Here is a 26,820-nt window from a genome sequence, read left to right on the forward strand (position 1 = left end):
GTTGCTCTTGACGGGAATCACCCTCTAAGCCGGAAGCTTAGAGGGTTTAGTATATTAACGATTGATATTGTAGCGAGCCATTGCTGCTTCTTCTGTTGTCACGACTGTTTTACCGATCGGAGCTAGAGAGATAACCGCAAGTTTCAGGTGTTGAAGGGCAAACGGGATGCCGATGATGGTGACAAAGCACGCTACGGCAGAAAGTACGTGACCGATTGCCAACCAGATACCTGCAAACACAAACCAAATTACGTTACCAATGACACCAAGTGGGCTCGTGCCTATGTCCATTTCATTGGTTAATTCATCTCGTGAGACTGCTTCTTTACCGAATGGGAAGAACGAGAAGTTCCCCATTACAAAACAAGCGCGTCCCCATGGAATGCCGATGATGCTGATGAATGCTAGAAGTCCAAAGAACCACCATAGCAAACCCATGAATACGCCACCGAATACAAACCAGATGATGTTGCCGAGTGTTCTCATTTAAAACCCTTTTTGATTTATAGCGTTGTGTTAAGTATGTCACACGAATCTTAACAGAGGATGAATGGACACACTTTATCTTAAATAAGCAATCATTGATGAGAACACAGATTTAATACAGGTACTAGACCGCATGAGATGGAGTAAAGAAAAGGCTCTCAACGAGAAATGTCGAGAGCCTTTCAGGTCAGGCAGTAGCTAAGTTCAAGCGAAGGACTGGCTTGTCATTGATTGGTAGGTGAATCAGTGCTGCAATAAATGCTAGTACAACGGTTGACCACCAGATTGGGTCGTACGAACCGTAGTAATCGTAAATACGACCACCAACCCAAGCTCCTAAGAAGCTACCTACTTGGTGCGTAAAGAACACCAAGCCATACAAGGTGGAAAGGTAACGAGCTCCAAAGATTTGACGAACTAAGCCGGAAGTCAGTGGCACTGTGCCTAACCAGCAAAAGCCAATTGCACCACCAAAGATAGCAGCGGTGTGTTCGGTGACAGGTAGCGTCACAAAAGCACCGATTACGACTGTGCGCATCAAATAAAGTGCAGACATAACATGACGCTTGTTAAAGCGGTCTGCCATTACACCCCAGAAGTACGAGCCAAAGATGTTGAAAATACCGACGTACGCTAGCGCCATTGCCGCCGTTGATGCCGGTAAATCTTTATCGGCTAAGTAACTCGGCAGGTGAGTCGCGATGAACATTACGTGGAAACCACAAACAAAGAAGCCAGCATGGATTAGCCAATAGCCTTTATGTGAAAAGGCTTCTTTCAATGCTTCTTTTAGAGTTTGTGTGTCTTCTTGAGCATTAGTTGCATTGCTCGCTTGTGGTTTCGCCGTTCTCATGAACAGTGCAAACATGATCATAAAGCTACACAGTACAGCGAATGCTTGAAGCGCGCCTTGCCAGCCAAAATCACTCAACAGCGCTTGGGCACCTGGGATCATGGCGAACATACCGAATGAACCTGCGGCTGTTGTCAAACCAAATGCTTTCGCAGCATGTTGCGCAGGGACGACCTTTGCAACGGCACCTAGCACGATCACGTAACTGGTCGCGCTCAGACCAAAACCGACCAAAACACCAAGTGACAGGTACATCATGGTTGGTTCAACTGCGATAGAAGTCAGGTAGAGACCCAAAGCGTAAGAAATGGCACCTAAAATGATAATACGCTTCGCGCCCCAACGATCTGAAGCCATACCAACAAACGGTTGGAACACACCAAACAACAAGTTTTGCAATGCAATAGCAAAGCTAAAGAACTCACGACCAGTGTGAAAGTAGTCTGAAATTGGCATCATGAAAATGCCGAAAGATTGTCTGATCCCTAGACAAATAATCAAAATCCCTATTCCAAGCCAAACAAGAATTGGAAATCGGAAAATACTCATAATTTGCTCTTATTAATGATGATGGTGATGAGAATGATCATGATGCTCGCCGTCGCCTGTGGTTTGGTGACAGCCGCTGTTGATGGCTTGCTCTGCTAATATTTCCAGCAACCTAGGAGAGTGATGGACGATAACTAAAGATAGCCCCAACATGACGGACATTCTCAGCACCTGAGCGAAAATGGATTGAGAAAAAAGCATGCATTGTGCGCTCAAGTAGAAAAATGAGCGCGAAGTGTAGAGATAATTGTCTAGCGAGACAAATTACAAAAAGTGAATAGAGGTATGCGTTCTATGCATACCTCTATAATATTTCGTTTATAGTTTTTGTTCTGCAGTTATTAGGGGAACGCGGGTAGAGACTGCGTGTAAGGCAATGTTGTGGATCATTTCGTCAACCGTTGTGCAGCAGTCCATAAGAATTGAGACATCATACTTTTCTGCCACTTTAGAAATCGCAGTATGAGTGACACAGTTTTGCGTCATCATACCGCATACCAATAGTTCTGTTACCCCATGTTTTTGCAGCACTTCTTCAAGGTTTGTTTGCTCAAAGCTGTCTGCAAAGTGCTTGATAACAACATCTGCACTCGGCGCAAGCGCTAAGATCTCAGGGTGAATATCAGCACCTTCGGACCCCTCATTAAAGAAAGGTGCAATACCCATTGCCGGATCCGCAATGTGCTGAATATGAATGATAGGAATATTTTTCTCATTCGCTTTAGCAATTGCGCTCTTGATGTTGTTTAGTGTTGCTTCTGTATTCCATAGAGGAAATTTACCGTTTGGGAAGTAGTCGTTTTGTAGATCGATAACAAGAAGTGCTGCTTGGCTCATGGTGTTTTCCTTTTGTTTTCAGTGAATGTATTGCTTTGGTATGGGAGCTATTATGCGTGCTTTCTTTTATCTTGCTCAGTGTCTAAAATGACAAAAAATAGGTTAAAAACGACAATTGGAATGAACAAGATAAACATTGCTATTGTGAACTATCCGGGGGCTTCAAAAGCGTCAGTCTATGGTTTGCAGGAGCTGTTTGAGATGGCAAGCCGCGCTGCGATTGAGTTGGGTGCTGAATGTCGCTTTGATGCAGACATCATTGATTGGCAAGAAGACGTTATTCGAGATGGTGATTTCACGGTCGTCATATTGCCGCCAAGCGGCGCGGAGCAATATTATCTTTCGCCAAGTGAGGCGTTAACGTCTTGGCTGTTTGAGCAACACAAAGCAGGAGCGGTTGTTACGTCTGCATGTGCCGGGGCTTTTGTTCTCGCTCAAGCTGGTTTGTTGAACAACAAAGCGTGCACGACACACTGGGGGCTGGCAGGGTTATTCCGAGATAGGTTTCCTAACGTGATGCTTAAGCCTGAATCCATCCTTATCAACGAGGGCAGTGTCATCACAGCTGGTGGCATGATGTCTTGGCTCGATTTAGGGTTGGAGCTGGTATCTCAGCTAAGCACACCTGCAGTGATGCGGTTATTGGGAAAGATGCTGGTGGTTGATACTGGTGCCAGAGAGCAACGTTTTTATCAGCAATTCATGCCTAATTTTCAACACGGTGATAGTGCCGTTCTTAGTGCTCAGCACTACATGGCCGATCATTTCTCCCATGTGATTTCAAACCAAGCTCTATCGGAGATCAGTTGTTTAACTGAGCGCACGCTTCAGAGACGTTTTCAAAAAGCGACAGGTTTGAACTTGAATCAGTATCTGCAGCATCTTCGTGTGCAAAAGGCGTGTGATTTATTAGAGTCGAGTAACTTAGCTTTTGAAGTTATCGCTTACCAAGTTGGGTATCAAGACGCGAGCGCGTTTCGCAAAGTGTTCATTAAAACCATGGGATTAGCTCCCAAAGCGTTCCGCGCTCGTTTTACTGCTTAATTATCGACGCACTGACTGTTCAATGTGCTGACAAATCGCTTCGGCAAGTTGGTGGCTAGCGATATTGCGCGCTACGATTTCAGAAGCGATTTTGCCGGACTGGATAACTTCAAACCAATCCAACAGCATAGAGTGGAAGCCTTTACTGGTCAGCATTGGCGTCCAATCTTTTAAGCTCAACTTCTGCTCCTGATTGTCTTGCCACAGTTTCCCTTCAACAAACGAATCAAACTCCATTGCTTTGTTTGAATAGCACGCTTGGACTCGCTCCGTTGTGATACCAAAATGGCGGTTCATTGATGCATGAAGCAGTGTCTCACCATGCTGCCATTGGATATCTAAACGAGCCAGTTGGTCGCCTTCCATTTGGTGCGTAATGTAAGCGTCTTGTAGATCTGCTTTGGTCGTAATGTTCACGCTATCGAGAGGGTGGATAAAATCATCGAAAATGAAGGTACGAATATCCCCTGGTAATTGATGACGATTCTTCTCCCAACGTATTGATTTCAAGCCTGAAAGTTCGCCTTGCTGTACGCCCGGCATATGCTGATTGTAGAGCGGAATGTGACGGCGATTGAAACCGACATACAAAGGCTGATTCACGCGTTCTGCTAGTTCGTATAGCTTTTCCACCTCAGCAGCGCTGTCTGCCAAAGGTTTGTCAACAAATGTCGGGATGCCTTGTTCTAAAAAGAAAGATGCGATTTGAGGGTGAATGCTCGTCGCTGCATGAATCATTACTGCATCCACACCCATGCCAACCAACTGTTGGTAGTCCTGACAGGTTTCTGTGATGCGATATTGTTGAGCCAGTGTGTTAAGTGTATTTGCGTTACGGGTACAAAATACCAGTTCAACATTTGGAATCTGGGTGATAACAGGAAGGTAGGCTTTTTGAGCAATGTCGCCCAAGCCAATGATGCCAATTTTCATTTGGTTCTACTTTGTTCGTTGACGGGATAAACATTATAACGAGAACCTGTTGGATTTCTGAGAGCAAAAGGTCATAAAAAAGCCTGATTCATATGAATCAGGCTTTATCGTGCTGTTTGATACTAAGATGTTCTGCAGGTATTAAAGATATCCAAATCTCCATCATAAGCATCGGTTTCTACGTCCATGATGCCGAGTAAAGAGTGGAATACATTATCGTGAGAGTGCGTCGCGGTTTGTTGCGCCTCTTGTTTCAAACAATCAGTATTGATGTGTTTAGCTTGCTTAAAGCCCGGAGACATCCAAAGTATCATAGGAACACGCTTTTGGAAATCAGGCGCCAATCCGTAAGGCATGCCGTGTAAGAACAAGCCATTTTCACCTAAAGACTCACCGTGATCAGAAACATAAATCATGGCCGTATTGTATTTGTCTTCTAGCGCTTTCAATTTCGCTATAGTTTGATCCAAAACGAAGTCCGTGTAGCGAATAGTATTGTCATAAGTATTGACGATTTGTTCAACGCTACAGTTTTCGATGTCTGCACGAGGGCAGTCTGGTTGGAAGAAGGCTTTGTCTTTTGGATAGCGTTGGAAATACGTTGGACCATGACTACCAATGAGATGCAGCGCAACAAGGCGGTTACCTTTCATGCTTGCGATTTGATCATCTAGGTTATTTAGCAATGCGATGTCATAGCAAGTGCTGCCGTTGCACTGTTCATTTTTCTGGCTGCGGTCCACATCCATCTTATTGATCTTATGCGCGACGCCTTTATCTCCGCCGTCATTGTCTTTCCACATCAAATCAATGCCAGCACGTTGCATTATATCCAAAGCATTGTCTTGGTTATCTGCTGTACTACGATCGAAGTCGCTACGAGGCAGTTGCGAAAACATACAAGGAACGGAAACCGCTGTTGCTGTACCGCAAGAGGAAACGTCTTGGAATGAAATGACGCCTAGCTTGCTGGTGTATGGGTTGGTTTCGCGATCGTAACCGTTGATTTGGTAGTTTTGAGTACGCGCAGTTTCTCCTAATACGAAGACAACCAGAGTAGGCTTCTCTTTGGCTTGTTCTAAAGCTAGCTGAGATTGCTTAGCATCAGTGCCAATCTCACGGTATGGTTGTGGTGTTGTCAGGTAGGTTTCTTTGACATAACTAGAGATCGCATACACGTACTGAGTAGGGATAATGATTTTCTTTAGGTAGCTATTATTACGACCAACGGATGCGTAGTCTTGGTAATACAAACCAGCAATCACGGCAATGATCACTAAAGAAGCAAGCATTGAGACGATTTTAGTTAATGTGAATCTTAGCCAGTTTCCTTTTAGCGGTTGAAACTTCACTTTAAAGACAAGTAATGCAGGAAGTACCCCCATCAAAACTGTCCAGATCAACGAGTAAGCGCTGAAGTAAGAACTTGCTTCACTGGTATCAGTTTCGACAATATTGGTGATCATGTCGGTATCGAAGAGTGTGCCGTAGTTGTAGCTCGCGTAGCTCACTATACCTGAGGTGATCAGCAATAAGATAAAGAATGGTTTACTGATCCAAGGCCAACTGAACAAGTTGAATAAGAAGTTCAGCGCTGCAAAAAAGAAGATGGGAATGGTAATAATGAAACCGATCTTAACTTGATCGAGATTAGTAAGGATGTGAACCAATTCCTTGTAAATGGGAATGTTCACCACAAGGGCGAAATACAAGGCGAGTAAAAGCGTAAAGGTAACGTAAGAGAGACCTTTAGTTGGTAGTTCAATTGTCTTCATAATTGACGTACTTCGATGTAACTAAATTAAAATCGACGCCCAAACAAATAGGGCGAGAACAAGCGCAACAAATACTGCTGCGGAACCAATGTCCTTGGCTCTTCCACTGAGTTCATGCCAGTCATCGCTGACACGATCGACAACCGCTTCGATGGCGGAATTAATCAATTCAACTATTACAACCAGCAGTAAGCTGCTGATCATCATTGTTCGTTCAAGCATGGTGACGGGAAGCAAGAATGCAGCGATAGAGAGTACTAACGTCAGTACTAACTCTTGTCTAAATGCTGCTTCGTTAATCCATGCTGCTTTCAATCCTTGAAGTGAATAGCCGGTTGCGTCCAATATCCGGCGAATGCCTGTTTTTCCTGGTTTCAAAATGGGGCCTATACTGCTGAGCCAAAAAAGAAGGGGCGCTTGAGGGATAAGCATCCCCTGATAAAAGAAAAGGCATCAAATTGCGAAAGTTGAGAGTAATAGGTCGAGCGTGAAACATTTGTGAAAAAGATGTCGCCTGACCATTATTTTATGCAATTGATGCTAATTTATACGTTATGAATCAAGGTCGTATACGGTATAGCCTTTATTTGCTAGGCATTTACGAAGCACGAGCGATTGGGTTTTGGTTGAGTCATTTGCACCGCCAAGTGCACCTGCGCCAGCACCGACTGCTGAACCAGCTACGGCACCTACGGCAGCACCACCGACGCCATCTTCTAGTGCGCCAGCTACGGCACCAACAAGAGCACCTGTCACAGCTCCATTTTTTGCTTCAGTTTTCGCCGCTTCGCCTTTGTCGACTTTTTCGGCATAACCTTGGCAATAAGCGAAGTCTTGCTCGTATTGAGCTTGGTCGACATTGGTCATATCAACGACAGGCTTTTGGTTGTAGGCACAAGCAGCAAGTGTGGAAGAAAGGGTGAGGAGAAAAAGGTGTTTATACATTTTTGTAATCCATTATTGCTGTGAATTGATGGATTAAATGTACACTGTTTTATTTTTGAGCTCTGTCTATCGTATGTATTGAAATGTCGTGTTTTGTAACAACAAGGTAGGGGTTACTGATAAGTTTATGATTTTATTTTTGAAAGCATACCGTGAAGCATGCGCCGCCCAAAGGACTGTGAGAGACAGACACGCAGCCATCTTGTAACTCGACAATCTGTTTTACGATGGCGAGCCCTAAGCCAAAACCACTGGTGCTTTTGTTTCGCGCTTTATCGGCGCTATAAAATGCATCGAACAAGTGAGGCCAGTCTTTCTCTTCAATTCCGCAGCCGTCATCGTGGATCTGAATACAGCAGTGGTCGGGAGTATCAACCAGCTCTAAAACGATCTGCTTTTTCGCATAACGCATTGCATTGCGAAGTAGGTTATCGAGTGCACGTTTGAGCAGCGTTGGATCGGCGTTGACAACCACGCCTTGTGATTCGGCATCATCAATCACAATGGATAAAGGCGTATCGCGCTGCCATTTAGGAAGAAGCGATTGAAGAAAGCGAGATAACACCACGGTAGATGTTTGTATCTCGGAATTTGGTCGCTCCATTTTTGCGTAGTAGAGCAGTTCTTCAACCATTTTTTCCATATCGTCAATGTCTTCTACAATGCTATCGACGTATTTTTGCTGATGCTCATTTAACGAAGCGTCCGCCAGAAGATCGGCTTGCCACTGGAGTCGGAAGATTGGTGTTCTTAACTCATGAGCGACAGCATTGGTTAGCATTTTGTTACTCGTAATAAGACGAGAGACCTTCTCTGCCATATGGTTAAAGCTTTTGTTTAATGTTCCCACCGACTTCGCGCTGGAAGTATCGGCGCGAGCATTAAAATCACCGGATGCAAAATCCATCGTAACCTTCTCTAATGCCCTTACGCGGCGGCTTAAAAACCAAATTAGCAGAACACAATACAGTGCAAATCCAGCGAGGAAGAACAGCCAAACGATATTGTCGTCAAAATTAATGGCTTGAATGATTGGGCTGTTGGGGTTTTGGCTTAATTTGAATACTGGCGAGCCTGGTTCAAATCGAAACCATAAATCTCGATCCTCATCAAACGCGGTATTGACGGAAGGATCTTCATCGAAAGCCTGTTGAACCTCAAGAGGGACACTAGTCATCTCTTGAGCGATCAACAACATATGGCTAGAGGTTGCGAATTTCTCCAATTGTTGAATGGTGTAGTCTTCACCTTTTTCACGATAAATCGGATAAATAAGCTCATGGAAAGCTTGCGCCTCATGCTCTTCCAGTAGGTAGTCGTAGTCAGTGTTCAGTTGATAAACAATGATTTCGTAACCAACTAAACTGGCGACAAAAAGAATAATCAGACCTAAGAAGCTTTCCAGATAAATACGTTTCATTACGCATTCCAAGCATCAGGCATAAACAAGTAGCCTTTACCACGCACAGTGATGATCTTTTGTGGTGGAGTGGTGCTGTCGCCCAGCTTTTTGCGTAAGGTAACGATGCGGTTATCGATAGTACGGTCAGTGCCGTCATATTCGATACCACGTAAGGTTTTTGTTAGCCACTCGCGAGAAAGAGTTTGTTCAGGGTGGTTTGCGAGGACCCAAAGTAAGTCAAATTCACCATCGGTTAGGGCAATGGGCTCATGATTTAGAGCGCAAGCCTTACGTAGGCGGTTAAGGCATAATAACCCCACTTCTAGACAAGTATCGGAATCAGACGTCGTTGCCTCCTTACGACGCAAAAGCATGCGAATTCGAGCAAGCAAAACTCGTGGTTTGATTGGCTTGTTTACGAAGTCATCTGCGCCGATTTCAAGGGCAGCGACGTGGTCAAAATCATCGTCGCTAGCAGTTAGCATCAAGACTTTGCCTTTAAAGCACTCGCGAATCTGGCGGCAGACGCTCAATCCATCTTGACCAGGCAACATTAAATCAAGCAGTACGAGGTCGGGCTGAGCCTCTATAATCGCATCTGGAGCATCTGTTCCATTATCGATACAACGGACGTCGAAGCCTTGTTCAACAAAGTATTCGCTTAACATGGCTTGCAGTTTAGGATCGTCTTCAACGATGAAAATTGATTGCTTAGTGTCTTGTACATTCATGGCAGTGATGCGCTTTGTAGGAATTCTTCCTGAAACTTAAACAAATTTGTCAGTGATTTCAATAAACATCAATAGTCTTGTGGAATTTATAGACGGCAGTGATTGAACTTAACAACCAATAAAAAAGCTCCGACGTTTATCGGAGCTTTTGAGAGTTAGAAGTCGATGCTAGCTAGCTTGAGGAGCGGGTGTCGAGTTTGTTACTTCAACTTGTTGCTCTTGTGCTTGTTTTGCAAGAAGTTCGTCTTGTTGGCGTTGATGCTCCATAATTTGTCCGTAGTTTTGCTTAAGGTATTGGAGTGTTTTAACCGCCGCGATGAAGAACACTGGCACGATCAATACGATGATCAGTACAGGGAACGCTTTAAGGATATTCAAGTCAGCATTAATCAGTAAGAAGATGATTGGTAGTGCTGTTAGCAATAAGCACCAGAACAGACGAAACATTGGGTTTACGTTTGCTTCTTCATCTAGCTGTTTAGTTGCGATGCCTGCTAGTGAATACGAGGTGCCATCTAATGTTGTTACTGTAAACAGAATCATCGTGACTAGGTAGATAGCAGTTAGCAACATTGGAATAGATGTTGAGTCAAATACTTGCTTCACCAACTCAGTTGGCTGACCTTCACCAATCAGTTTGACACCATCAACGACGCCGTTGTTTACAAGATCCATTGAGAAGGTGCCACATACACCGAAGATAACCGCAGAGCCCATTGTGCCGCCAATCACGAGGATGAGAACCACGTCTTTTAGCTTCTGACCTTGGATGATCTTAGTGATGAAGACACCTACACCCGGTGAGTAAGAAATCCAGTTCGCTAGGAAGAATACCGTCCAGTATTGAGGGAACAACGTTGTGCCATATGGATCTGTGTTGGTGCTCATGCGGATGTATTCAGTCAACATGATACCAATGCCATTGGTTAAGTTGTTCATGATCAGAGCGGATGGTCCGATGATGAAGATGATACCAACAAACGCTGCACAGATATAAATGGTTGCACTAGATAGGCGGGCCATGCCTTTCTCAATGCCGATGTAAGAGCTGAGAGAGAAGATCACTGACAACCCAAGGATAACGCCAATACCCAACATTAAATTGTCTGGAATGCCCGTTAAGCTCGCTAGGTTAGAGGAAATCATCGGGATGCCCAAACCTAATGTTAATGCGGTTGCGGCAAGCGTTGTGATGATAAACAGTAGGTCAATAAACTTTTGCGCCCAAACCGGTAAACGGTCATCAAACAGTGAGTTAATGACACCACTTAAGCTCATTCGACGGCTTTTCTTTAGGTAGAATACGACGGCGAATGGGATGGCTACAATGAGGTAGATAAACCAGCCTGCTGCGCCCCAGTGGAACATGTTGTAAGCCGTAGCGTATTCCATTGCCATGGCTTTATCTGTAATACCGAACTGAGGGTCCATGAAGTAGTATACCGCTTCAATAAAGCCCCAGTACATGGTGCTTGCGCCCATGCCGGCAGACAATGCCATTGCGAACAGTTGGAATTTCGTAAACTTAGGTTTGGTGTCGCCCATACGAATATCGCCATATTTAGAAAAGGCGAGGAACAATAGGGCACCTGTTGCGAAAAGTGTGTACCAAAGGAAACCAGAACCGAAGTTAATGACGGTAAAATCTAGCATGCCGCTCATGGTGCTTTTTACGGCTTCTGGGTATACCACTGCAAGAATACCTAGAAGCAGTACAAATCCAAAACTGCCAAAAGTAAGTTTCCAGTCGATTTCTGAAGTATTCAATTTCATTGTGACTTTCCAATATTGTCTATTAATGAGAATACTCGGACGGCTTTGTTTATTGTCACTGACACTCAGGGTGTCTGCCTTTCTCCCGTTCCCATACGAGTAATTAGAAAGGCAGACAGTGTAGGGTTAGAGGGATGTCAGTCTTTTGCTGTCTCTGTATTAATTGTTTATGTCGTGAAGCATGCGGTTTATTCGAAAACGTACGACGCCACAGACATTTCTTTCACTTTGTCCCAATCCATTTCAACACCTAAGCCATTGCCTTTAGGAGCACGGACATAACCTTCTTTGTCGGTGCGGATAACGGTTTTCGACGCTAGCTCAAAGTCTTCGTAAGGGTAGAATTGTTCAAAGAATTTACAGTTGTTATGCGCAAGAGCGACGTGCAGGTTTGCGGCTTGCGTTAGCGTGTAACCCATTGATTGGATCTCTAGGTTCTTAGAGAAGCCCTCTGCAATGTGGAAGCATTTGTTTAGAGGTGTAATACCACCGCAAACCGTCGCGTCTTGGCGAATGTCAGACCACATCTCTTGTGATAAGGCATAGGTCACTTCTTGCAGTGTTAACAAGCAGTTACCATGACTAGAAATCTCAAGGTCAGTGTTTTTAACTAGGCGTTTATAAGTGTTGTAGTCGTAATCAGAAACCGGTGCTTCTAACCATTCCCAGTGGTAGCGTTCTAGGCGTTTGGCCATTGCCATTGCTTGTTCTGGCGTGTAGAAGGTTGCCGTATCAAGCATGAATCGAATGCCTGTTTTGCCGTAACGAGCCTGAACTGCGTCAACAAGGGCAACGTCCTTTTCGTACACGCAGTAGCAGTGAAGCTTGATTGCTTTAAAGCCGTGTGCAATACAGTCGTCTAGGTACGGGAAGTACTCTTCTACGGTGTCGAACATTGGCGTCGATGCGTAAGACAACATTTTGTTTCGAGCGCCACCTAAAAGCATGTAAAGAGGCATGCCCGCTTTTTTGCCTTTGATGTCCCATGCTGCAATATCAATTGGCGCTTTAGCCGGCAGACCACCCCAAGTACAACGCGCCATTAACCAGTTGTAGAGCTCTTGAGTTGCCAATGGATTTTTACCCAGTAAACCTGGAACTATGGTGCGTTGAGATTCGATAATGCAGCGGTCAAAATCATTCTCTGTGTAGCTGATTGTTGCGCCTAACCCCTCTGTACCATCGTTACAAATTAGACGGACGATGTTATTGGTGTATAACAAAGGTTCTTGGTTATCTGCCCATGGTACAGGTGCTGCATCGCGGTCTGCTACAGCGTAAAGTTCTACACGTTCAATTTTTAGATCGGTCATTTTTCAGTCCTTACAGGCGTGAGCCATTTTTAATCATGGTGGCGCGAATCTCCGCGACATTTAAGTCACGAATCGCCGTATTTGTATCAATCGCTTGTGCAGCAGCAACGCCAGCTGCATGACCAAGCTCAAAGCATTGCGCGGTGACGCGAGCAGAAGCAAGCGCTTCGTGTTCAGCGCTCAAGCATCGGCCAGCAACAATGATGTTTTCACCAACCACTGGCACTAGCGTATGGAATGGAATGTCGTAATAATCGTTAATTAGCCAGTGCAGTTTTGGTTTATCGCCGGAGTGCAATTCAATAGGCCAAGGGGTACGGCAAATACCGTCTTCACGCTTGCGACAGTTAACAACGTCTTCATTAGTTAGCGTTTCGATACCAACAATAGAGCGCGTTTGACGAATGCCGACTTCTACACCGGTGTCGACAACGAATGCCTGTTCACAACCTGGAACAAAGTTATTCAAGAAACGGGCGTACTCACGAACTTGGCGACGACCGAACACTTCGGCTTCTGTGAAATCTTCAGGATCAATGACGTTCAGCATGCGTCCATCTTGACCTGCAAGGCGTGTCGCATTAACCATCAGCTCATTCGCGCGTGTGGTCGGGAAAATCCAAATCTTATGACGTGGCAACTGGTATTCGCCGCTTTCGTTGGCTGCAAGAATATTTTCGGTGACTTTTGGAGGGCAGATCGTGTCGTTGCCGTAGTAGTCAAGATAAGTGTCCATATCGACACCGCCAAAACGGAAGAACATGGTTGGGTTTTGGATACGACCATTGTCGCCAAAGTAATAATCCATGCCCGCACGAGCTACCACAGCAGCATCACCAGAAGCATCGATGATCTGTTTACTTAAGATGATACTTTGCCCTGCGTTTGATTCGATGATCACGCCTTTAAATGTGTCACCTTCCATGATCACGCCAGTGACTGACGTATGGAATAGAGTTTTGACATTTGCTTGCTCTAGGAAATCATCAGCAACTTCACGCCACATCAAAGGATCGTGCGTCACTGTGTACGTTTTACCGTAACGCTGTGGAGCAGTGACACCACCTTTGTTTTCTAATGCTTGACGAAAACGTTCTGTAAAACCGAATACTACTTGTTCTGGCTGTGCATTTTCATCGTCCGATGCCATGTACATACCACAAATAGTGCCAGATAAGCCCGCGACGGCAGCACCACCGCAAAAACCGTATTTCTCAATTAGCCAAGTGTTCTTACCTAGACGACCAGCCGTTTCAGCTGCGGCAACACCAGCAGGACCTCCGCCAATGACTAACACTTCTACTTCAGCCAAAACAGGTAGGTCAGGAGTGTGTTCATAACGACGGATAATGTTCCAAGATTTCATTCTTACCTCACTAATAGATGACTGATGTTCATCTGATATATCAGTTGTATGTTTTTAATATATTCGTATTTCTTTTTTTGGTACAATGGCAAAACTTCTTATCGTGAGATTGCTCACTAAAAGATTGATCAATGGAATAGGAACGAGAATGACCGTAAATTCAGTCAATAAGACAGAAGTTGCATACAGCAAACTTGAAAAAATGATCATCTTCCGCGAATTAGAACCAGGGAGTATGGTCAGTGAAAAGCAGTTGGCAGAAGAGTTAGAGCTTGGGCGAACGCCTGTTCGAGAAGCGTTACAAAGATTGGCTTATGAATGTATGGTTGAGATCCACCCGCGACGTGGAATTCAAATCCCAGCAATCTCTGTCGAGAGCCAACTAAAGATCCTAGAAGTCCGTCGCGACATTGAAGCCTTATGTGTCAACTACGCTGCCTCGCGAGCAAGTGTTGAAGAGAAGCAGCAGATGTTAATGTTGGCTGAGCAGTTAGAAGCTTGTGCAGAAAACAAAGATGACCTGCTTTACGCGTCTTTACTTAAAGAAATCCATACCTTGCTCGTCAAAGCTGCATGTAATGAATATCTACAGTTAGCGATGGCACCACTACAAGGTTTATCCCGTCGCTTTTGGTTTGCATTTAAAAACCAAGACTCAGATTTGGTTGAAGCATCTTCTCTTCATGCTGCCGTTTTACGCGCTGTCAGCCATACTGATGCCGAGGAAGCGGTCACGGCATCACATCGCCTAAATGACTACCTAACTGATGTGGCTTATCGAACGATTAAGCCGAGGAAGTAAAGAAGGTTTCTTCTTCAGCGTTAACCGATTGAGCCGAGCAAGCAACTGCTCGGCTTTTTTGTCTACGAAGTGCACGACCTCTTACAAACGCTTACGTGGCGACTATGTAGTTATGAAATAATTTTCTTCATTACTTTGGTGGCTTGCTTGGATTTGTAGAGAGATTGATTATGAGGAGAAGCAAAGGGTTTACTTTGTTAGAGCTGGTTATTGTTGTCGTTGTATTGGCCCTCGTGTCTGTCACTTCTGCACCTCGAATTTTAGGTTTTTTTAGTGATGGACGCGTGGCAAAATTAAAAGAAATCGAAGCGGTGATGAAAACAGGCTCGGATATTGTGTTCTCTAAGGCCCTGACTCAAGGTCTTGAAAACCAGTGTTATACCTATATCGATGACATTTATACCTGTAATGGGTATCCCACTGCACACCGAGATAATGTTTTGCGAAGCTTTAATATCGATGCTGAGCAAGTTTACGTTACAAACAAAGGCAGTGATGCCGCGGGTAGGGAAGCATTTATTGGCTTTACGAAAGATAACGTGTGGCACAAGAAATGCTACGTTTATTACAAAGATGCTGTCTCCGGCGGTAGCGTTACGGTCGCCTCATTTACCGAAGATTGCTGATTACATGAAGAGCGTTGATTACATAAAGAGAAAAAGCGGCTTTGAAGCCGCTTTTTGAATTTCGTCGTCTTAAAATCGTATAGATTAAGGCTGTTGCTTAGTTGGTGCTAATGCAATTTCACGGATGCAAACGTTTTGTGGCTGCTGGTAAGCAAATACAACTGCACGTGCGATGTCATCAGCAGCAAGAACGCCGCCCATGTCCTCTTTCCATGCGCCGTAACCATCTTTGATTTCTTGCGATGTTGTGTGAGAAAGCAGTTCGGTTTCTACCGCACCAGGGGCAATTGTTGTTACACGAACATTCGATGCTGCGACTTCTTCACGAACGTTTTCAGAAATCGCGTGAACCGCAAATTTAGTGCCACAGTAAGCTGCGTGATCAGGGAACGTTTTCTTGCCTGCGATTGAGCTGATGTTGATGATAGTACCGCTGTTACGTGATTTCATTGGTGCAAGCACAGACTGCATGCCGTTTAGCAGACCAAGTACGTTCACGTCGAACATGCGTTTCCATTCTGATGCATCTTGTGTGTCAATTTGACCAAGTAGCATCACACCTGCGTTGTTTACTAGTGCATCAGCTGGACCAAATTTCTCTTCCGCTTTCGCAATCGCAGCTTCAAATGAAGACTTGTCTGTTACGTCTACTTTCTCACATAGCGTGTTTGGCAGGTTTAGTGCTTCCAAACGTTCTACACGACGAGCAAGAAGAAGAAGTGGGTGACCTTCATCGCTTAGACGACGGGCAATTGCTTCACCGATACCAGAACTTGCACCTGTAATTACAATCAGTTTTTTCATCTTTTGTTTCCTTCATCTCTTTGTTTGAGAGTTGCTTTTGTATGAGAGCAGCTTTTAGTTAAGAACATCTATCTCGCTGCGATGTGGGTATATTAAGGAAATGGCTTTTGTTGATATATATCACTTTAGGTAAAACACTGTTGTTATATAGCAACAATTAATGGTAACTCGATGAAAAATTGGCGATAAAAAAGGCGCACTGAGTACGCCTATCTTTTCTGTCTGTGTGATTAAGCTGGTTGCTCTTGAGTGCACACGACACTGTTATCACTGCCAAAACCATTTGGTACGTAGGCATCCGCTTGTGGGTCGTTTTCCCACTCAGCTTCGTTAAATAGGTAACGGAACTGAATATTCTGTTCTTTCGGCAAGCGTGTTTTAAATTTAAACTGTCCACTTTTCTTCACGAGCTTCATTGGTTCTGGTTGCCAGTTGTTAAAGTCGCCTGCAATTTGAATCGACTCCCACTGGTTTTTGTCTAGCTCGAACGTGACTTCGACTTCGTCTTTTGTTTTAAAGAATCTCTTTTTAAGCATTAATCTTTCCTTGTTTGTACAAAAACTGATCTAACTATTACTCAGGTTTCATAAGGATTTCAAGTGTTATCGGCATTGCAGTCGGTATCGAGTGTCAGAATCCTCTGGTTTGTGAACGTGCTACTAAGTGATTGGCTTGTATGAAAAGAAGGATTCTGTATGATGAAGATTCACCATATTTTGAAGAAGTTGTATGCCGAGTTTTAACCGTACATTCCTGACGACAATGCTTTGTCTATTAGCCATGTTGCTAACGGGTGTCGTGTCGAGTGTGCGTGCAGCAACGGCACCAATTGAAGTGAGTTCAAACAAAGACCCTGTCGCTGAACTTCATCAAAAAATGGGTGTAGATAATAAGGATTGCATCGAGTCGCACCATAGTGATCACTTGATGGAAAAAGGGCAGCAAGCACATACCAGTTGCAGCTCTTCCTGTATCGTGAAAATTCCAACTAACCTTTTGCAAGATGATGTCATCTTGCTCCCGCATAGCCTCGCACTGATCGATAAATCACCCACACCGAAAGCAGTGACAGTGGTTTATAAACCTTACCGTCCTCCTATTGTTTGATCCTTTTATTCATCACAAACCAGCCCTGCTGGGCTTTTTAAAAACTCACTAATGAATACGGCACACGTGTGCCTGAAGGAATCAAACATGAAAAAGCTATTTGCTCTTTGTAGCACTCTATTACTGGCATTCACTGCTCACGCTGCGCAATTTGAAGCGGGTAAACATTACAAAGTGTTGGACGTAGAGAAGTCGAAGAAACCGACAGTAACCGAATTTTTCTCTTTCTATTGCCCACACTGTTACAAATTTGAATCAGTCATCGATAACCTAAAACCATCGCTACCAAAAGACGCGAGTTTTGAGAAAGTACATGTCGCATTTATGGGCGGCAATATGGCGGTGCCGATGGCGAAGTCATACGCGACAATGGTGTCTTTGGGCGTAGAGAAGACGATGGTACCGGCGATGTTTGCTCAAATTCACCAGAAACGTCAAGCACCTCAAAATGAAGCTGAATTGAAGCAAATCTTTGTGGACAATGGGGTAGATGGTAAGAAATTTGATGCGGCATACAACAGCTTTGCCGTAAACTCGATGCAAAAGGGTTTCGATAAGCAGTTTAAGCAAAGTACGTTGACTGGTGTTCCGGGGGTGGTTGTTAACAACAAGTACATCGTATTACCGAACGAAATCCGAAGCTACGATGAGTACAACAAGTTGGTAAACTACTTACTAACGCTTTAATTATAAAATGAAAAATGGCGACCAATGAGGTCGCCATTTTTTTGTTTTGTTCGCTTTAGCGTAGGACGGCTGTGCAAGCTGCTGTTGGCATATCGGTCATAAAGATCGCGTTTGGGTAAAACAAGCTCGCCATGGTGACGGCAACGTTACAAGGTTGGGCTATAGTGGTTTTCACCACGGTATTTAAAACCACGCCAGTGTTATTCACCGTATTGACCGCAGCTTGATGAGCTTGGTAAGACACGCAACCTGCTGTTGCGTTGATAACTGCAGTACTAAAAAGAAGTTTACGAAAAAACATATTCATATCCTTTGTGAATGCTTTTGAGTACTTATATGCTTGCCTGTTCATAATTGGAACAAAACAGTGTTCAAAATTGCTATAGGTTCACGAAATGAACATTGTTTTATATAACAACAGTAATTTTGTGATCTGGTAGGTGGACAGACCAGCTTATGCAATTAAAACCAACCCATGCATGAGCACTACGCCTGTCGTGAGCTTGCCTCGCATCATCTGGTAACCTTTTGGCTCCGCCTCTTTTTCTATTTTCCGAATCAGCTTTTCCGCGTACCAAACGGCAATGTAACCAGCAGCCAATAACAGAGTTGCAATCAAATAGTGTTTGTTACCTTGTAGTAGCGCTCCCCAAGCGAGTAGTACAAATAAATTACTGAGCACCAATGCATTGCGACTCAAGCGGTGATAAAAATGATCAATAGCATTGCCCCAAAGTACCCCTGAGAGAAAACTCAAAATCACTGCACTGTAAGCGATAAAAAATTGTTCCCCAGACAAGTTAAACAAAGTTCTTTCCGTAACGATGAGAACCAAGCTGAACAGAAATGGCAACAGCCCCAAATAACCCAATTGCAACATCGTCGTACGTGTGGTTGTCATAGCAGCCTTCCTTACAGTTGCTGTTCAATCATGTTAGTAAGCGTAGTACTTGTTGGAGAGGTTGAGCTTGGGAAGGTCGCGACGACTTTGCCTTCTTTATTGATCAAGAACTTGTAGAAGTTCCATTTCGGTGTAATGCCCGCTTGGGTACTGATCTGGGTAAATACTGGATTTGCATCCTCACCTAGGACAGACGTTTTAGCCATCATAGGGAAGGTGACACCATAGTCGAGGTAACAGATTTTTGCGGTCTTCTCTTCGCTACCACGGTCTTGACGAAAGTCGTTACTAGGAAAGCCGACAACTGAAAAGTTTTGATCTTTGTACGTTTGGTGTAGCTGTTCCAGCTGCTCGAATTGGGGAGTGAAGCCGCATTGGCTCGCGGTGTTCACAACCAATAGTGTTTTGCCTTTAAAGGCGTCACACAGGGCTATTTCTTCTGTTGAATTGAGAAGTCGTTGCTTACCTTGCAAGATATCTGGGCAACTCGATGCAAAAGTCAAAGAGCTGGTGGAGAGTAGTGTCGCGATAAGTGCGCTGCGAGTAATTCCTTTCATGATGTTGATTCCTTTTATTTTTACTAAGTATAACTACTAGAAAAGGAACCAAATCGATCAAAAAAGCCGCTGAGTTCAGCGGCTTTTTACTAGAGCAAATACGTGTTGATTACGCTAGCTTCAAATCAAATTGATTACGGTAAGCAACCATATCTTCGATGGTCAGTACTGGCATGTTGTGTAAACGACCAAACGCGACGATCTCTGGTGTTTTTGCCATAGTGCCATCTGGATTTGTCACCTCACATAACACGCCAGCAGGCTGCAAACCTGCCATTTGCATTAGATCGATAGTGCCTTCTGTGTGACCACGGCGAGTCATTACGCCACCAGGACGAGCGCGCAGCGGGAACACGTGACCAGGACGAGCCAAGTCGTCTGGTTTTGCATTTGGGTTAGCAGCTGTTTTGATGGTCGTCACGCGGTCAGCGGCAGAAACGCCAGTTGTTACACCATGTTTTGCTTCAATAGAAACCGTGAAAGCCGTTTGGTTTGCGCTGTTGTTGTTTACAACCATTGGTGGCAGTTCCAACTTGTCTGCTTGAGCATCGGTCAGACACAGACAAACAATACCGCTGCATTCGCGGATCATAAGAGCCATTTGCTCATTGGTTAAGTGCTCTACGGAATAAATGATGTCGCCTTCGTTTTCACGATCTTCATCGTCGAGAAGAAGTACCCCACGACCTTCTTTAAGTGCGATAAGTGCGTTTTCAACGCGAGTAATTGGGTCGCCAAATTCGGCAAGTAGTGATGACTGATTCATGGTTAACTCCTAAATATCACCAGAATCAGGGCGGTATGAGGGATCGTCACATTTTATGCATGCGCTGAGCCGCCAACGGTAAGTTGGCACAAACCCACGCAATAAAAATGCGATCCAAAAAGAAGTGCACCAGTGTTCATCAACAAAGAACGTTGAGGAAAACGCTGATGTTTTCTTATTCTCTTTCATCCGGACTATAACCGTCGGCTCTGGCATCTCACCAGATCTGCTGACCTCGACGAATCGAGCGCTCGCGGGCTCACTCAAAAGAGTATACCGCCGGTGGGGAATTTCGCCCCGCCCTGAGAACATTGAATCCAACCAATATGGTCAGAAGTAAAAAACTCCGACACTCAAATGAGTGGTCGGAGTAGGGATAGTACTGCGAACGCCTTGGCTTGAAAAGTAGATTGCAACTACTTGATGGAAAAGTGCGCTATCGGCTGAAGTGATCAGTTTTGATAAAGTGATCAATCTGTGCAGGCACGTAGGTGTTGTATATAAGGCTGGTATGAGTTTGTTTGGTCTCAATATGGTCTTGCATGCCCTCTAAGCGTGTCTCATCGACAGTAACCGTACCGTCAGACATGGTGTTGTCTCTGTGCATTAGAATGGGTCTTGCACCAATTGCCATCGTGCCAGCGATGCTGCCAAGCTTTTGTGGGAAAGTCCAACTGTCCTCGTGCTTATTCAGACCATGGTATGGTGAGTTACCAAGAATCGCACCTAAACCTAAACCCTGAATGCGAGTCACAATGGAAGCGCCTTTCAGCGGTGAGCCAATTGCAACAACGTGAGAGACGAGGCTTGTCGATGGTTTTCTGCTTGCGAGGTATCGTTTAATCATCAAGCCACCTAGGCTATGACCCACTAACACATTAGCAGTCAACGGGTTAAGCGCTTTGTCGATGGACTTAAATAGCGATTCTTCATTAATTGAAACCGTGTTGTAACTCAATACTTGGGTCTCGTAGCCCAGCTTTCTCAGCTTTTGGCTAAGAGGCTGCATGACCAGCCCATGCATATAAAGACCATGTAAGATGATGATTTTCATAATACCTCCTAGATTTATGATGTTGATTTTATCCTACTAAATTCTCCACAGGGCTACTGTCAGCGAATTAGCAAATCTTGCACTTCTTTTTGTAACAAATGGCGATCTAGTGTGGCTGGTTGCAATAACTCACCGATATTGACTTCGATACGAGACCAAAAGCGAGTAGGGCGTTTAGTTAACGCATGTCCATTTTTGTGACTGAAGAAAGATCCCCATAAGCCTTTTAACGCCATTGGAATCACGGGTACAGGTGTACGCTTTAAAATCTTCTCAACACCTGGTCTGAACTCGCCTAGTTCGCCATTTGAGGTCAAGCGACCTTCAGGGAAGATACAAACAACTTCATCGTTACTAAGAGCCTGCTCAATCTGTTCGAAAGCTTTTTTGTAAGTCTCTGCGCATTTGCGTGGAGAGCAAATTGGGATGACGCCAGCATGGCGGAAGACGTATTTAAGAACAGGCAGCTCGCTGATTGATTTGTCCATCACAAATCGCACAGGGCGGGTTGATGTGCCCATTAGAATCAAAGCATCTACATAGCTCACATGGTTTGCCACAATCAGGGCTGCACCTTGCTCTGGGATGTGCTGACGACCAGTTACGGATACTCGGTACAAGCAGTGGCTTAGTAAGTAGCTAACAAAGCGCTGAGTAAACTCAGGTACTTGGCGGTAAACGTAGACAGCTATGATGAAGTTACCGACGGCCAAAATGGCAAACAGTTCAACGATAGAGAACTCTAAAACACTTAAGATCAATATTGAAACAGCAGCAGAAGCGACCATAAATAGTGCATTCATTATGTTATTGGCTGCAATAGATTGAGCACATTCGCCTTCTTCAGAGCGTGATTGGATAAACGCATAAAGGGGAACAATAAACACACCGCCGCTCACACCAACCAAGAACAAATCGATCATCACTCGAATATGCGAAGACTGAGTAACAAAGTTTTGTATATCATAATACTGACTTGGAAAAGATTCGATTGCAGGCACCGCCCATAAAAGGTCTGCACTGAAAATTGTTAAGCCCAAAATACCAAATGGCAGAATGCCCAGTTCTACTTGATTGAAAGACAACTTCTCACATAGCCATGAACCCGTAGCGATACCAATTGAAAATAGAGCCAATAATAGAGAAACCACAGTGCTGTCTGCAAATAAGTGTTCGCGAGCAAAATTCGGAAATTGGGTCAGGTAAGTTGCGCCCATAAACCAGAACCAACTGATGGCTAGAATCGACATCCAAATACCGCGTTGTTTTTGTGCCAGTTTGAGCGTTTTCTTCAAACCAGTAATAGGCTCGAACTTTACTTTGTCACTTTTCTTACTTGGCAGAGAAGGGATGTTAGCGCTGCTTAACAGACCAAGCAGAGATAGCGTAATCACAATGCAAGAGGCGATAATCATGCCGTTTGGAACTGCGAGCAATAGACCAGCGCTTAATGTACCAATCAGAATCGAAAGGAAAGTCCCCATCTCAACCCAAGCGTTACCTTTCACTAGTTCATTCGACTTTAGCGCTTGAGGAAGTAGAGCGTATTTCACTGGACCGAAGTAAGCCGATTGAGTACCAGTCATGAAGAGGAGGACGAGCATCAGGATAGCACTCTGCGTCATAATGGCAGTCGCAGCGCAACTCATGATCACTAATTCAATAAGTTTTAAGCGGCGGATCAATTTTGCTTTGTCCATGTTGTCTGCAATCGCTCCTGCGTGGGCAGAAAACAGAAAAAAGGGAAGGATAAACAAGCCAGCAGCAAGGTTAACAAAAAGGTCAACCGACATTGGCAGTGAGTCAATTTGGCTGTACGTCACCATCAGTAAAAGAACATTTTTGTAGATATTGTCGTTCAGTGCACCAAGGCACTGAGTGACGAAATAAGGGAAGAATCGTTTAGTGAGAAACATGCTGGCTCCGTAAAGGCGAAATAGCGTTGAGATGGGAGCACTTTAAAGGCTTGGCTTTAGGAAGCCAGTGTGAAGAAAAGAGTTACGTTATGAGAAACCAAAAGTAACACTTAATGCTACTTTTGATTGCATAAATTCGTGATTTGATACGAATTGGTGCTTTTATGTATTACGAGTATGAATTTAGTGTCGGAACCAGACACTGAGCATTCTCAATGTGACAAATAGGATGAAGCCAGACAATCCTATAAAGCCCAAAGCAATGAGATAAAAAAACAGACGTACCATGCGAGCTTTCATTCGTTTGAAAAAGCCAAGGCTTGGCGTAAGCTGTGGAACATGCTGAAAGCTTGAGATCATCACCCAAGCGGCAAGAGCCCATAAAGCCGCTACACCACTCGGAATCAGATAAGACTCTTTAACCATATTGGAAAGTTGCAGAAGCGTGGCAACGAACACAGCAAAACCACCAAATGCAATTAACACGAATAAAGGGAGAACAGGTCTTGTCTTGATAGATAGGCTTTTGAGTTTATCGAGCATCAGGTAGTCCCTATTTACGTTCCCAAGGCTTAAACAGCGGAAATGTCCAGCGACGCATGGCAATCACTAGAGAAGTACCGTGTTTCTCGTTCATGTCTAATGAGTCGTCGCTTTGGCAGATTTGGTAAAACTCATCAATGACCTTCTGTAGCTTCTGTTGCATCTTTTTGTTTGTTGGCAAGCTCATCAGCCCCGTCGCCATCACCAGTTTTTCATCTTCGGCGGAGAAATAGCTTTGGAAGAAGGCATCTTGAACTTGTTGTTGGAAGAAACGCTGAATAGGACCGCCAGTGTGCCAACGAAAAGTCGGGGAGATACGTAGACGAATCTTATTGCCTGGTAGCAAGTCAATGATATTGAGACGATCGAGTTGTGCGAGCTTTTGTATGAGCTCCAATTCATCAAAGGTGTATTGCTCGATGATTTGCTCGAAGCGATAACCATTAACCACACATACCGCAACAAGCAACAAGCCTTTATCGTCGACCAGCTGCTTTTCTTGTTCTAACGTGAGCGATTCCAGCCCTTTGTTACGTGCCGCTGATAGCTTAAACAATTCTGCCATTTCCAAACCAATTAGTTGACAGATTCGCTCCAACCGATCGAGGCTAATTTGACTGCCTTCTGCCAATAAGCGCTTTACGGAACCTTCGCTTAAGCCCAAGTGCTTTGCTACATCGACATAGTGTATACCGGACAACTTGAGCTGGCGTTTAAGCTCTTTAATTAGGTTGTGACTTTCCGACATATTAACCTTCTACTTCTTGGCGCAACTGTTCTAGGTAAGATTGCATAAACGCTTTACGCTTCACAGCTTCTTCATACGCCGCTTTGGTGTTCATCGTATCTACAATTTTAAACAGTTTGGTTTGGAAGTGATCGATGGTGAATCGTTTATCTTCCAGTTCTCGATGCTCTGCAAACATATCCTGTTCGTTATACAAGGTGGCATCAAATAGCGTGCTGACTTGAATACAGCGTGTAACGCCAATAGCGCCAAGCGCATCTAAGCGGTCTGCGTCTTGGACGACCTGAGCTTCCAAAGTATTTGGCGTAATATTGGCGCTAAAACTGTGCGATTCGATCGCGTGGGCAATGGCGTCATGGTATTGAGCAGGGTAATCGATACTTTCAAGAAACGAAATGGCTTTGGTTGCAGCAATAGCAGAGCTTTGTTTACGGTTTGGGTGATCTTTGGGATAGGTGAAACAATCATGCAAATAGGCTGCGGGTAACACAACTGCTAACTCAGCGCCTTCTTGAAGTGCAAGCTGGCGAGCTGTCTTGACTACGCGGCGGACATGGCTGAGGTCGTGAGCCGCATCGGTTTGCATCTCTTGTTGCATAAATTGAAGGAACTGAGACTCAAATCGGTTGAGCTCTGATGTATTGAGTTGAGACATGGATTTATTCTAAAAAATAAAGGCTTAGACAGAGTATGCCTAAGCCTTTATTAAATTGCCAAATGAGATGTTGTTATTGCGATGTTACGATGAATACGTTGTCGTTTTATTGTGTACGAGTGAAGCGGAACGTCTGCACTTTTTGCTCTGCTCCGTCGATGTATGCATAGCTATCGATGGTCCAAACGTTTGGACCTGCGAAACCTAGTTCCACACGTACATCACCGGTTGGAATTCCTTGATAGATAACGTCGTTAATGTTCATCGGATAGAAGTTGTAGCGGTTGCTTTGCGCTTGTTGCTCGCCTGCAAATGCGACCGATACATCTTTTGCTTGGTTAGTTAATGTCAATTGATAGCCAGCTTGTTGGTCGAACGTGAATGCGGCATTAAGGTCAACACCTTGCGAGTTGGTCACCTTAATATTTGCTTCTGTTGTTTTCGCTAGAGAACCGTGCGCTTGTAAGCCGTCTAAGCCTTTAAAATCGCGATTGTGGTTTTGGATGTTTACGTTCCAATCCCCAACAAAGTTATCGATTTCTTGCCATTGCTGAGGTGCGTTGGTGGTTGCTGTATTCTGACCGCCATTAATGCCACCAATCGCTTCGTTACGGCTATCATGGCGGATGTTTTCTCGATTGTTGTGAATATCTGCGCCAGCTCCTGCTACTCCGCCAGCAACACCACCTGCGACAGCGCCTTTCATTGCAAGCTCTGCGTCGCCAGTTAATGCGCCCATAGTAAGACCGAGAAGTGCACCGCCAGCGGCTCCTTGTTTTGTTAATGCATTTGGATCGTCTTCTCCCGGAGTCACGCATCCTGCAAGTAGGGGAAGAGATAGCGCCGCGACCAATGTTGTTTTGTTGAAAATGTTCATGTGTTCACTCCGAGATGTTTGGTTCGGAGCTATTATTGAACGCTGTTTGATTGTGAATCCACTTATCTCGCTGATAACCGTCAGTTATCACATGTAAATAATTTTTATTAAAAAGCTCAAATCTTAACTGAATAGCTCGATAAAAAAGAGATAAAGAAAAGGGTCAACATCGCTGTTGACCCTATATGGTTTTATTCTTTTATTTTATAAGCACTAATTTTGACGTTGTTAGTGGTAAATCTACTTTGGGCGATTTTTGGCTTTTTAATATAAAGCTCAACTAACTTGCTAACTTTAGTGCTTGTTCAGCATGAGTGCAAATATTTATTACGTAAACTATCTATATTCTGAAATATAATTTGAAGTAATATCACAACAGATAACAATCTAAAATGGTGGAAATAGCGCAAGATCGCTTGTGCTGTCTCATGTTTGAGCCAAGCATAAACTGGATCGCCATTTTGTGATCTGGATCAATATTAATCCTCCTTCAGAGGGATAGCATTCACGCGAAATTGAGAATTATAAATTGAGCCTAAGCTATGCAGGATTTATATGAGCTAGAGCGTAAGTTGGTGGAATACGGCGCAGACATGAAAGGCTTAAAGGTTGTTCCTGCAATCATTGATCAAGATGGCAAGGTTGTTTATTTAGGGAATACACCCTCGTTGCTAAGAAATGTCATTAGTTGCCGTAGACAGCTAACGCAACGCGTAAAGAAATAAAAAAGGGTCTGATGCAAGTCAGACCCTTTTTTGTATGTGCAGATT

31 protein-coding genes and 1 riboswitch are annotated in these 26,820 nt (G+C 44.3%); of the genes, 6 read left to right on the forward strand and 25 right to left on the reverse strand.

Translation table 11 applies throughout. From position 1 onward, the window contains the following. Positions 1 to 54: 54 nt before the first annotated feature. From MHO32_RS04915 to MHO32_RS04930, 4 genes are all read right to left on the reverse strand, one after another. On the reverse strand, positions 55 to 486 hold the full coding sequence (locus MHO32_RS04915; protein ID WP_005433505.1) for a YccF domain-containing protein: 432 nt from the start codon (positions 484 to 486) through the stop codon (positions 55 to 57). Between the two features lie 187 nt (positions 487 to 673). Beyond that, positions 674 to 1,888, reverse strand: coding sequence for an MFS transporter (locus MHO32_RS04920; protein ID WP_069688109.1), 1,215 nt, complete (start codon positions 1,886 to 1,888; stop codon positions 674 to 676). A gap of 12 nt (positions 1,889 to 1,900) precedes the next feature. Continuing rightward, positions 1,901 to 2,050 carry a hypothetical protein gene (locus MHO32_RS04925; RefSeq protein ID WP_009696272.1) on the reverse strand — a complete coding sequence of 50 codons (150 nt, stop codon included), beginning with the start codon at positions 2,048 to 2,050 and terminating at the stop codon, positions 1,901 to 1,903. A gap of 156 nt (positions 2,051 to 2,206) precedes the next feature. Further along, positions 2,207 to 2,725, reverse strand: coding sequence for a cysteine hydrolase family protein (locus MHO32_RS04930; protein WP_029790073.1), 519 nt, complete (start codon positions 2,723 to 2,725; stop codon positions 2,207 to 2,209). Positions 2,726 to 2,845: 120 nt separating this feature from the next. Between MHO32_RS04930 and MHO32_RS04935 the strand changes: the two genes are divergently transcribed. Then, entirely contained in the window at positions 2,846 to 3,769 is a 924-nt protein-coding gene (locus tag MHO32_RS04935; RefSeq protein WP_239210772.1) for a GlxA family transcriptional regulator, read from the forward strand. Here the strand turns inward: MHO32_RS04935 and MHO32_RS04940 are convergent, their stop codons facing one another. The 9 genes from MHO32_RS04940 to MHO32_RS04980 all read right to left on the reverse strand — a co-directional run bounded on the left by MHO32_RS04940 (position 3,770) and on the right by MHO32_RS04980 (position 14,007). Further along, complete coding sequence (locus MHO32_RS04940) at positions 3,770 to 4,702, reverse strand: Gfo/Idh/MocA family protein (RefSeq protein ID WP_199450517.1); 933 nt, start codon at positions 4,700 to 4,702, stop codon at positions 3,770 to 3,772. Between the two features lie 122 nt (positions 4,703 to 4,824). Next, positions 4,825 to 6,477, reverse strand: coding sequence for a phosphoethanolamine transferase (locus MHO32_RS04945; RefSeq protein WP_239210774.1), 1,653 nt, complete (start codon positions 6,475 to 6,477; stop codon positions 4,825 to 4,827). Between the two features lie 21 nt (positions 6,478 to 6,498). Beyond that, entirely contained in the window at positions 6,499 to 6,855 is a 357-nt protein-coding gene (locus MHO32_RS04950) for a diacylglycerol kinase (RefSeq protein WP_005453489.1), read from the reverse strand. 174 nt (positions 6,856 to 7,029) lie between these two features. Then, a complete protein-coding gene (locus MHO32_RS04955; RefSeq protein ID WP_009696267.1) occupies positions 7,030 to 7,422 on the reverse strand; it encodes a glycine zipper family protein in 393 nt (130 codons plus the stop codon). A 133-nt stretch (positions 7,423 to 7,555) separates the two neighbouring features. After that, on the reverse strand, positions 7,556 to 8,842 hold the full coding sequence (locus MHO32_RS04960; RefSeq protein ID WP_009696266.1) for an ATP-binding protein: 1,287 nt from the start codon (positions 8,840 to 8,842) through the stop codon (positions 7,556 to 7,558). Continuing rightward, on the reverse strand, positions 8,842 to 9,555 hold the full coding sequence (locus MHO32_RS04965) for a response regulator (protein ID WP_005453495.1): 714 nt from the start codon (positions 9,553 to 9,555) through the stop codon (positions 8,842 to 8,844). Before MHO32_RS04965 ends, MHO32_RS04960 begins: the two co-directional genes overlap by 1 nt. A 168-nt stretch (positions 9,556 to 9,723) precedes the next feature. Further along, positions 9,724 to 11,328 carry a BCCT family transporter gene (locus MHO32_RS04970; protein ID WP_005453498.1) on the reverse strand — a complete coding sequence of 535 codons (1,605 nt, stop codon included), beginning with the start codon at positions 11,326 to 11,328 and terminating at the stop codon, positions 9,724 to 9,726. A gap of 188 nt (positions 11,329 to 11,516) precedes the next feature. Further along, positions 11,517 to 12,641: a mandelate racemase/muconate lactonizing enzyme family protein gene (locus tag MHO32_RS04975; protein WP_239210776.1), complete on the reverse strand. Its 1,125-nt coding sequence runs from the start codon at positions 12,639 to 12,641 to the stop codon at positions 11,517 to 11,519. A gap of 10 nt (positions 12,642 to 12,651) precedes the next feature. Next, positions 12,652 to 14,007, reverse strand: a complete 1,356-nt coding sequence (locus MHO32_RS04980; protein ID WP_009696263.1) for an FAD-dependent oxidoreductase — start codon at positions 14,005 to 14,007, stop codon at positions 12,652 to 12,654. A 148-nt stretch (positions 14,008 to 14,155) separates the two neighbouring features. Between MHO32_RS04980 and MHO32_RS04985 the strand changes: the two genes are divergently transcribed. Both MHO32_RS04985 and MHO32_RS04990 read left to right on the forward strand, forming a co-directional pair. Next, the gene (locus MHO32_RS04985; RefSeq protein WP_005453503.1) at positions 14,156 to 14,809 is read left to right on the forward strand and encodes a GntR family transcriptional regulator; all 654 of its coding nucleotides are present in this window, start codon (positions 14,156 to 14,158) and stop codon (positions 14,807 to 14,809) included. Between the two features lie 170 nt (positions 14,810 to 14,979). Continuing rightward, on the forward strand, positions 14,980 to 15,435 hold the full coding sequence (locus tag MHO32_RS04990; RefSeq protein ID WP_005453505.1) for a prepilin-type N-terminal cleavage/methylation domain-containing protein: 456 nt from the start codon (positions 14,980 to 14,982) through the stop codon (positions 15,433 to 15,435). 84 nt (positions 15,436 to 15,519) lie between these two features. Here MHO32_RS04990 and MHO32_RS04995 read toward each other — a convergent pair whose 3' ends face one another. After that, a complete protein-coding gene (locus MHO32_RS04995; RefSeq protein ID WP_005453507.1) occupies positions 15,520 to 16,239 on the reverse strand; it encodes an SDR family oxidoreductase in 720 nt (239 codons plus the stop codon). Positions 16,240 to 16,469: 230 nt separating this feature from the next. After that, positions 16,470 to 16,775 (reverse strand): isoamylase early set domain-containing protein, encoded by a 306-nt coding sequence (locus MHO32_RS05000; RefSeq protein WP_009696260.1) that lies wholly within the window; start codon positions 16,773 to 16,775, stop codon positions 16,470 to 16,472. 193 nt (positions 16,776 to 16,968) lie between these two features. Here MHO32_RS05000 and MHO32_RS05005 point away from each other — a divergent pair, with 193 nt between their 5' ends. Together MHO32_RS05005 and MHO32_RS05010 are read left to right on the forward strand one after the other, a co-directional pair. Continuing rightward, positions 16,969 to 17,346, forward strand: a complete 378-nt coding sequence (locus MHO32_RS05005; RefSeq protein WP_005453511.1) for a hypothetical protein — start codon at positions 16,969 to 16,971, stop codon at positions 17,344 to 17,346. An 87-nt stretch (positions 17,347 to 17,433) separates the two neighbouring features. Further along, a complete protein-coding gene (locus MHO32_RS05010; protein ID WP_005453513.1) occupies positions 17,434 to 18,033 on the forward strand; it encodes a thiol:disulfide interchange protein DsbA/DsbL in 600 nt (199 codons plus the stop codon). Positions 18,034 to 18,088: 55 nt separating this feature from the next. On the opposite strand, the gene MHO32_RS05015 is transcribed toward MHO32_RS05010, so the two are convergent. From MHO32_RS05015 to MHO32_RS05060, 10 genes are all read right to left on the reverse strand, one after another. Beyond that, positions 18,089 to 18,334, reverse strand: coding sequence for a hypothetical protein (locus MHO32_RS05015; protein ID WP_005453516.1), 246 nt, complete (start codon positions 18,332 to 18,334; stop codon positions 18,089 to 18,091). A gap of 153 nt (positions 18,335 to 18,487) precedes the next feature. Further along, a complete protein-coding gene (locus tag MHO32_RS05020) occupies positions 18,488 to 18,934 on the reverse strand; it encodes a DUF3429 domain-containing protein (RefSeq protein WP_005453517.1) in 447 nt (148 codons plus the stop codon). An 11-nt stretch (positions 18,935 to 18,945) separates the two neighbouring features. After that, positions 18,946 to 19,491 (reverse strand): glutathione peroxidase, encoded by a 546-nt coding sequence (locus tag MHO32_RS05025; protein WP_009696257.1) that lies wholly within the window; start codon positions 19,489 to 19,491, stop codon positions 18,946 to 18,948. Between the two features lie 109 nt (positions 19,492 to 19,600). Next, on the reverse strand, positions 19,601 to 20,257 hold the full coding sequence (gene ribB / locus MHO32_RS05030; protein ID WP_005453519.1) for a 3,4-dihydroxy-2-butanone-4-phosphate synthase: 657 nt from the start codon (positions 20,255 to 20,257) through the stop codon (positions 19,601 to 19,603). A 173-nt stretch (positions 20,258 to 20,430) separates the two neighbouring features. Beyond that, positions 20,431 to 20,571, reverse strand: a riboswitch (FMN riboswitch). 122 nt (positions 20,572 to 20,693) lie between these two features. Continuing rightward, the gene (locus MHO32_RS05035) at positions 20,694 to 21,311 is read right to left on the reverse strand and encodes a PGAP1-like alpha/beta domain-containing protein (RefSeq protein ID WP_239210777.1); all 618 of its coding nucleotides are present in this window, start codon (positions 21,309 to 21,311) and stop codon (positions 20,694 to 20,696) included. A 59-nt stretch (positions 21,312 to 21,370) separates the two neighbouring features. Continuing rightward, positions 21,371 to 23,227 (reverse strand): MFS transporter, encoded by a 1,857-nt coding sequence (locus tag MHO32_RS05040; RefSeq protein WP_239210780.1) that lies wholly within the window; start codon positions 23,225 to 23,227, stop codon positions 21,371 to 21,373. 183 nt (positions 23,228 to 23,410) lie between these two features. Then, the gene (locus MHO32_RS05045; protein WP_239210782.1) at positions 23,411 to 23,770 is read right to left on the reverse strand and encodes a hypothetical protein; all 360 of its coding nucleotides are present in this window, start codon (positions 23,768 to 23,770) and stop codon (positions 23,411 to 23,413) included. Positions 23,771 to 23,780: 10 nt separating this feature from the next. Further along, positions 23,781 to 24,518 carry a helix-turn-helix domain-containing protein gene (locus tag MHO32_RS05050; protein WP_029790062.1) on the reverse strand — a complete coding sequence of 246 codons (738 nt, stop codon included), beginning with the start codon at positions 24,516 to 24,518 and terminating at the stop codon, positions 23,781 to 23,783. Between the two features lies 1 nt (position 24,519). Next, positions 24,520 to 25,173: an HD domain-containing protein gene (locus MHO32_RS05055; protein WP_017819324.1), complete on the reverse strand. Its 654-nt coding sequence runs from the start codon at positions 25,171 to 25,173 to the stop codon at positions 24,520 to 24,522. 106 nt (positions 25,174 to 25,279) lie between these two features. Then, on the reverse strand, positions 25,280 to 26,050 hold the full coding sequence (locus tag MHO32_RS05060; RefSeq protein ID WP_009696250.1) for a hypothetical protein: 771 nt from the start codon (positions 26,048 to 26,050) through the stop codon (positions 25,280 to 25,282). Between the two features lie 542 nt (positions 26,051 to 26,592). On the opposite strand from MHO32_RS05060, the gene MHO32_RS05065 reads away from it, so the two are divergent. Further along, the gene (locus MHO32_RS05065) at positions 26,593 to 26,775 is read left to right on the forward strand and encodes a hypothetical protein (RefSeq protein WP_005453531.1); all 183 of its coding nucleotides are present in this window, start codon (positions 26,593 to 26,595) and stop codon (positions 26,773 to 26,775) included. Positions 26,776 to 26,820: the final 45 nt, after the last annotated feature.

Source organism: Vibrio sp. MMH1-50 (assembly GCF_022347645.1).
GTDB classification, from domain to species: domain Bacteria; phylum Pseudomonadota; class Gammaproteobacteria; order Enterobacterales; family Vibrionaceae; genus Vibrio; species Vibrio harveyi.